The following is a 6,819-nucleotide window of genomic DNA, read 5'->3' on the forward strand; positions in this document are numbered from 1 at the left end:
AACTTCTGATCACGCCATCAGCAGTGACCGTGTAGCAGAAGGGGCGTGCCGTCGGCACGCCCCTTCTTGCTTTCAGGTCTCAGGAACGCCGCAGCGCCCTCACAAGCCTTCGCGCTTGGCCGCCTGCCAGCGCGCCTCCATGTCATCCAGCGAGGCATCCTGCAATGTACGGCCCTCGGCCCGCAGCGACTGCTCTATATAGCCGAAGCGGCGGCGGAACTTGGCCACGCCGCCGAGCAGCGCCTGCTCGGAATCGACCTTCAGGTGACGCCCGATATTGACGCAGCAGAACAGCACATCACCGAGCTCGTCCTGCAGGTCGGCCTGCGGCGCACCGGTCTCGATGGCTTCCTCCAGCTCGTCGAGTTCCTCGCGCAACTTGGCGATGACGGCGCGCGGATCGTTCCAGTCATAACCGACTTCGCCCGCCCTCGCCTGCAACTTCTCCGCACGCAGCAAGGGCGGCAGGCCGTTGCCGACCTTGTCGAGAAAGGCAGGCTCGCCGTCACGCTGCCCGCCGCCGGCATCACCGGCACCGGCATGGCTGCGCGCGCGCAGAGCCTTCTCGATCGCCTTGATCTGGGCCCACTGCGCGGACACCTGCGCCGGCGTCAGGTCCTGGCGCGGCAAGTCGAGGCGGTCGTCACGGAAGATGTGCGGATGCCGCCGGATCAGCTTGTCGCCGATGGCACGCGCCACGTCATCGAAGACGAAGTCGCCCTGCTCCTCGGCGACACGGGCCTGGAACACCACCTGCAGCAGCAGGTCGCCCAGCTCCTCGCACCAGTCCGGGCGGTCGCCACGGGCGATGGCATCGACCACCTCGTAGGCTTCCTCGATGGCATAGGGCGCCAGCGTCTCCGGCGTCTGTTCCAGATCCCAGGCGCAGCCCTGCAGCGGATCGCGCAGGCGCGCCATGATCAGCAGCAGGCGCTGCAGCGCGGGCGTGTCCGGTACCGGCGGCAACATCACCACGGGCGCATCCGGCCGAGCGCTCACGCGTCACGCCCCGACACGCGGTGCTCGGTCAGCCGGCGCGCCTCGATGACATTGGGCAGCTGCTCGATGCGGGTGAGCACGCGCGACAGCTTGGGCAGCCCCGGCACCTCCAGGGTCAGGCGCATGGTCGCGGTTCCATCCTGCTTGTCGGACTGTGTCTGCACGCCGGTGACATTGACCTGCTCGTTGGCCAGCACCGAGGTGATGTCGCGCAGCAGGCCGGTGCGATCCCAGGCGCGCACCAGCACCTCGACCGGATAGGCCGCGGACTCGCGCGACTGCCACTGCACGCTGACCGTGCGCGCCGGATCCTCCTGCGCCATGCGCAGGTAGTCCGGGCAGCCGCGGGCATGGATGCTGACACCACGTCCCTGGGTGACATAGCCGACGATGGGCTCGCCCGGCACCGGCCGGCAGCAGTTGGCGATGTGGGTGAGCAGGTTGCCCACGCCCTCGATGATGATGCCGGAGCCGTTTTCGCGCGGACTGGGCGCGCGCACCGGCACCGGCAGCGCCAGCTCCTGCTGTGCCGTGCGGTCGAGGTCGTCGGTGAGCGCGTGGGTGACGCGTGCCAGCTGCAGGTCGCCGGCGCCGAGTCCGGCCAGCACATCCTCGCCGTTGCGCACATTGAAGCGCGGCGCAATGCGATCTAGCTCCTGGCGCGACAGCGTCAGGCCGATGCGACTGAGCTCGCGCTCGAGCAGCGTGCGTCCTTCGGCCAGGTTGCCCTCGCGATCCTGCTGCTTGAACCAGTGCCGGACCTTAGCCAGCGCGCGGCTGGTGCCGAGGTAGCCCAGCGTCGGGTTCATCCAGTCGCGGCTGGGCCTGCCGCCGCGCGTGGTCATGACCTCGACCTGCTCGCCGGTCTGCAGCTTGTAGGTGATGGGCACGATGCGCCCGTTCACCTTGGCGCCGCGGCAACCGTGCCCGACCTCGGTGTGGATGTGGTAGGCGAAGTCCAGCGGCGTGGCGCCGGCCTGCATGTCGATGACATGGCCGTCACGCGTGAACACGTAGATGCGCTCGTCGTGGATGGCTTCGTTGATCTGCTCGGCGAGCTCGTCCAGACGCTGGTCGCCGATGTCGTCCTGCCATTCCAGCACCTGGCGCAGCCAGGCGATCTTGTTCTCGTAGCGGGCATCCGAGCGCGACGACTTGCCTTCCTTGTAGGTCCAGTGCGCGCACACGCCGAGCTCGGCTTCCTCGTGCATGTCGAAGGTGCGGATCTGCACCTCCAGCGGCTTGCCGGACGGACCGATGACGGCCGTGTGCAGCGAGCGGTAGCCGTTCTCCTTCGGGGTCGCGATGTAGTCGTCGAACTCCTTCGGAATGTGCTTCCACAGCGAGTGCACGACACCCAGCGCGGCGTAGCAGTCGCGCACCTCGGGCAGCAGGATGCGCACCGCGCGCACGTCGTAGACCTCGTGGAAGCTGATGCCCTTGCGCTGCATCTTCCTCCAGATCGAGTAGATGTGCTTGGCGCGGCCGCTGACTTCCATGCGATCCATGCCCATGCGCCCGAGATTCTCGCGCAGGGTCTGGATCACCTGCTGGATATAGCCATCGCGGTCCAGGCGCTTCTCGTCGAGCAGGCTGGCGATCTGCTTGTAGGCCTCGGGCTCCAGGTAGCGGAACGACAGGTCCTCCAGCTCCCACTTGATGTGGCCGATGCCCAGCCGGTGCGCCAGCGGCGCGTAGATGTCGAAGATTTCGCGGGCCACGCGGCGCTTGCGCTCGTCGCTGGCATCCTTCAGTTCACGGATGGCGAAGGTGCGCTCGGCGAGCTTGATCAGCGGCACGCGCACGTCGTCGATCATCGCGATCAGCATCTTGCGTACATTGTCGAGCTGCTGCGCCTCGCTGACGCCGGCGGCCTGGTGGTCCGGGTTGATCAGCCGGCTGATGGCCGCCATGCGCAGCACGCCGTCGATGAGGTGGGCGATGTCCGGCCCGAAGTCCTTCTCGATGCGCTTGAGCTCGACCCGACCCTCGCGCACCGAGCGGTACAGCACCGCCGCGATCAGCGACTCCTGGTCGAGGTTGAGCTCGGCCAGGATATCGGCCATGGCCAGGCCGGTGAGGAAACTGGAGGTACGGGTCGACCACACGTTGTGGCGGGCCTCGGCCTCGCGATCGAGCTGATCGGCGAACTCGCAGGCGCGCAGCAGCGTTTCCGGGCTGTGCAGCTCGACACGATCCTCCACACGGGAGAGCCATGCCTGCAGGTCGACGCTGCCGTCGTCCCGGGTCGGATAATCCGCGCGAACCTTGACCATGTTGCGTCCTGTCCTTGCCGCCCGGACTGCCTCAGCCTGCCGGACGGCGTTTTTCGAATACGGCGATCGACTCCACATGCGTGGTGTGCGTGAACATGTCCATCACGCCCGCCTGGAGCAGATCATAACCGGCTTTCGCCATCTCCCCGGCATCACGCGCCAGTGTCGCCGGATTGCATGACACATAGACCACGCGATGCGCACCGAATCGCGCCAGGTGCGGAATCACTTCCAGCGCCCCGCTGCGCGCCGGATCGATGAGGATGCGGTCGAAGCCGAGCCCGGCCCAGGGCTGCGTGGAGAAGTCCCGGGTCAGGTCCTGGGCATAGAACGACACATTCGTCAGTCCGTTGGCACGCGCGTTCTCGTAGCCGCGCTCGACCATGGTCGCCACGCCCTCGACCCCGACCACCTCGCGGGCACGGGTGGCCAGCGGCAGGGTGAAGTTGCCGAGGCCGCAGAACAGGTCGAGCACGCGGTCTGTCGGCTGCGGGTCGAGCAGGTCCAGCGCCAGCTTAACCATGCGCTGGTTGATGCCGGCGTTGACCTGGGTGAAGTCGTTGGGGTGGAAGGCCATGGTCAGGCCCTCGCCCGGCCGCCCCGGCGCATCGAAGTCCGGCAGGCGGTAGTACAGGCGGTCACGGCCTTCCTTCGGCCAGACCCGGTGCACGGTGTCGTAGCCGCCCGGCTGCAGGTAGCACTGCCAGCCGCGGTCGGCGCAGAAGCCGGTCAGCGCCTGCACATCCTGCGGTTCCAGCGGCACCAGATGGCGGAACACCAGCGCCACGTCCTGGTACCCGGCCAGCTCGTCGCCGGCCGCCACCTCGATCTGCGCGATGTGGTCGCGCGCGACAAGGCCGGCGATGAGCTGGCGCAGCGGCGTGATGGACTGGCCCAGACGCTGGTCCATGACCGTGCAGGCGTGGATGTCGGCGAGGTAGCTGCCCTGGCGCTCGCGGAAGCCGACCATCAGCGTCTCTTTCTTGATCACGTAGCGCACGCCCAGGCGCGCCTTGCGCCGGTAGGAGGCATGGCCGTGGGTCAGCGGCGGCAGCCAGGTGCCCGGCTGCAGGCCGCCGAAGTGGCGGAGCTGGTCCGCCAGCACCTGCTGCTTGAAGGCGATCTGCGCTGCCGGCGCCATGTGCTGCAGCGAGCAGCCGCCGCAGACGCCGAAATGCGCGCAGGGCGGCGCGACACGATCGGCCGCGGCCTCGAAGACATCGAGCACGGCGGCCTCATCGAACTTGCGGTTGCTGAAGGTGACGCGCGCGCTGACACGCTCGCCGGGCAACGCGCCATCGACGAACACCAGCTTGCCATCGGCATGATGCGCGATACCTCGCCCCTCATGGCTGAGCCGGTCGATGACCAGCTCGACCGGGGGCTGGGCGCGGAGTCTTTCCTTCTTGCGGATACGGGACATGGATCACTCGTCAGGGAATCAGATGGGCACGTTCAGCGGCGGGTCTTCCGCCGGCCAGCCGGCTTCGCCCTCACGCCAGGCCTGCAGGAAATCGAGCAAGTGCGGCTGCCCGGAAGCCTGCAGCACATCGCGCACCAGTGTCATCTCAGTCGCCAGGCCGGCCGTGTCGAGCAGCCCGCGCATGAACTGGAAACGCAGGAACACCAGCCAGGTGTTGAGCACGTCGGTCTCGCAGTACTGGCGGATCTTCGCCAGCTCGCCGGCGAGGAAGGCCGGCCAGACCTGGCTGCCGTCCATGCCCATCTTGCCCGGGAAGCCGAGCAGCGTGGCGACCTGGTCCAGCGGCTGGTTGGCACGCGCCTGGTAGCCGGCCAGCAGGTCCATGAGATCGGTGTGGCGCTGGTGGAAGCGACCGAGATAGTTGTTGAACTTGGCGTCTCGGTTGAACTCGCCCTGGTCCCAGTAGGTCGGCGCCTGGATGCCGTGCAGCAGCGCGCGGTAGTGCAGCACCGGCAGGTCGAAGCCGCTGCCGTTCCACGACACCAGGGTCGGGCTGTAGCGCTCGAGGCCGGCGAAGAAGCGGCGGATCAGGTCGGCCTCGCTGGACGACTCCTCGCCCAGCGACCACACGCGCAGGCCGTCGCGGGTACGCAGCACGGCGGAGATGCAGACCACGCGCTGCAACGAATGGCGGATGAAGTCCGAGCCGCCGGTCTCCTGCCGGCGCAGCTTGAACAGCGCCTCGGCGGCGGCGGCGTCATCCAGCCCGGACAGCCCGTACAGGCGGCGCCCGCCGGCGATGTCGGGCACGGTCTCGATATCGAAGACCAGCGTGTTCATGGTCATGCCTGCGCCCCGCCCCGGGCAGGGTCGCCGGCTTCGCTGCCGGCCTCGGCGAACACGCCGGTGGACAGGTAGCGGTCGCCGCGGTCGCAGACGATGGCGACGATGACCGCATTCTCGACCTGCTTGCTCAGCTCCAGCGCCGCCCACACCGAGCCGCCCGAGGACACGCCGCAGAAAATGCCTTCCTCGCGCGCCAGCCGGCGCATGGTCTCCTCGGCCGCGGCCTGCGGAATGTCGATGACCTGGTCCACGCGCTCGCGCTCGAAGATGGTCGGCAGGTACTCCTCCGGCCAGCGCCGGATGCCCGGGATCTGCGCGCCGTCGATGGGCTGCAGGCCGATGATCTCGATCGCCGGGTTCTGCTCCTTGAGGTAGCGCGAGGTGCCCATGATGGTGCCGGTGGTGCCCATGGAGCTGACGAAATGGGTGATCTTTCCGCCGGTCTGGCGCCAGATCTCGGGGCCGGTGCCCTCGTAATGGGCCAGCGGGTTGTCCATGTTGCCGAACTGGTTGAGCACGATGCCCTTGCCCTCGGCCTGCATCTGCAGCGCCAGATCGCGCGCGCCTTCCATGCCCTCGGCCTGGCTCACCGAGATCAGCTCGGCGCCGTAGGCGGCCATGGCATCCTTGCGCTCCTGGCTCTGGTTCGCCGGCATGATCAGGATCATGCGGTAGCCCTTGATCGCCGCCGCCATGGCCAGCGCGATACCGGTGTTGCCGGAAGTGGCCTCGATCAGCGTGTCGCCGGGGCGGATCTGCCCGCGCCGCTCGGCCTGGGTGATCATCGACAGCGCCGGCCTGTCCTTCACCGACCCCGCCGGGTTGTTGCCTTCCAGCTTGACCAGCACCACGTTGCCTGTGTCGCCGGGCATGCGCTGGAGACGCACCAGCGGCGTGTTGCCGACGGTGTCGGCAATGGTGGGATAGGACATCGCGCAGACGCTCTGAACGGAAATGACAGGCGATTGTAATGGAAAGCGCGCCGGGCCGCCGCACCCGCCCCGCCGCTGCGCCATGACAGACGCGACGCAGCGGGCACGCCGGCCGCCACCAGCCGGGGCAGCGCGTGCTAGGCTTGCGCAAACCCCTGCCGGAGGCGCGGATGTTCCCCTGGACCCTGCACTATCGCCTGCTCATGGCGGTGCTGATTCCCGGCGCCGCCCTGCTGGTGCTGCTACCCGTGCTGTCGCTGCTGCAATACCAGCGTGACCTGGAAAGCCAGTTCCTGCGCATCGGCCACAGCACCATGGAGGCCGCCACCAGCATCATGGTCCA

Annotated in this window: 5 protein-coding genes; all 5 read right to left on the reverse strand. The window is 68.0% G+C overall.

The genetic code is table 11. The annotated features are described in order from the left end of the window. Nucleotides 1-99: 99 nt before the first annotated feature. Genes mazG through cysM form a run of 5 tightly spaced genes read right to left on the reverse strand, consistent with a single transcriptional unit; the run spans nucleotide 100 to nucleotide 6,476 of the window. Nucleotides 100-969, reverse strand: coding sequence for a nucleoside triphosphate pyrophosphohydrolase (gene mazG, locus C5O18_RS04975; protein ID WP_105192002.1), 870 nt, complete (start codon nucleotides 967-969; stop codon nucleotides 100-102). A 26-nt stretch (nucleotides 970-995) separates the two neighbouring features. After that, nucleotides 996-3,275, reverse strand: a complete 2,280-nt coding sequence (gene relA / locus C5O18_RS04980; RefSeq protein WP_105191994.1) for a GTP diphosphokinase — start codon at nucleotides 3,273-3,275, stop codon at nucleotides 996-998. A gap of 31 nt (nucleotides 3,276-3,306) precedes the next feature. Further along, a complete protein-coding gene (gene rlmD, locus C5O18_RS04985) occupies nucleotides 3,307-4,698 on the reverse strand; it encodes a 23S rRNA (uracil(1939)-C(5))-methyltransferase RlmD (protein ID WP_105191996.1) in 1,392 nt (463 codons plus the stop codon). Nucleotides 4,699-4,716: 18 nt separating this feature from the next. Next, nucleotides 4,717-5,538, reverse strand: a complete 822-nt coding sequence (locus C5O18_RS04990) for a 3'-5' exonuclease (RefSeq protein ID WP_105191998.1) — start codon at nucleotides 5,536-5,538, stop codon at nucleotides 4,717-4,719. A gap of 2 nt (nucleotides 5,539-5,540) precedes the next feature. Further along, entirely contained in the window at nucleotides 5,541-6,476 is a 936-nt protein-coding gene (gene cysM, locus C5O18_RS04995) for a cysteine synthase CysM (protein ID WP_105192000.1), read from the reverse strand. Nucleotides 6,477-6,819: the final 343 nt, after the last annotated feature.

The organism is Amnimonas aquatica, assembly GCF_002943415.1.
Taxonomy (GTDB): domain Bacteria; phylum Pseudomonadota; class Gammaproteobacteria; order Pseudomonadales; family Moraxellaceae; genus Perlucidibaca; species Perlucidibaca aquatica_A.

Excerpts from the sequence above, each read along its gene's own strand:
- C5O18_RS04990 (WP_105191998.1), bottom strand. The coding sequence starts at position 5,538 with ATGAACACGCTGGTCTTCGATATCGAGACCGTGCCCGACATCGCCGGC.
- cysM (WP_105192000.1), bottom strand. The coding sequence starts at position 6,476 with ATGTCCTATCCCACCATTGCCGACACCGTCGGCAACACGCCGCTGGTG.
- relA (WP_105191994.1), bottom strand. The coding sequence starts at position 3,275 with ATGGTCAAGGTTCGCGCGGATTATCCGACCCGGGACGACGGCAGCGTC.
- mazG (WP_105192002.1), bottom strand. The coding sequence starts at position 969 with ATGTTGCCGCCGGTACCGGACACGCCCGCGCTGCAGCGCCTGCTGCTG.
- rlmD (WP_105191996.1), bottom strand. The coding sequence starts at position 4,698 with ATGTCCCGTATCCGCAAGAAGGAAAGACTCCGCGCCCAGCCCCCGGTC.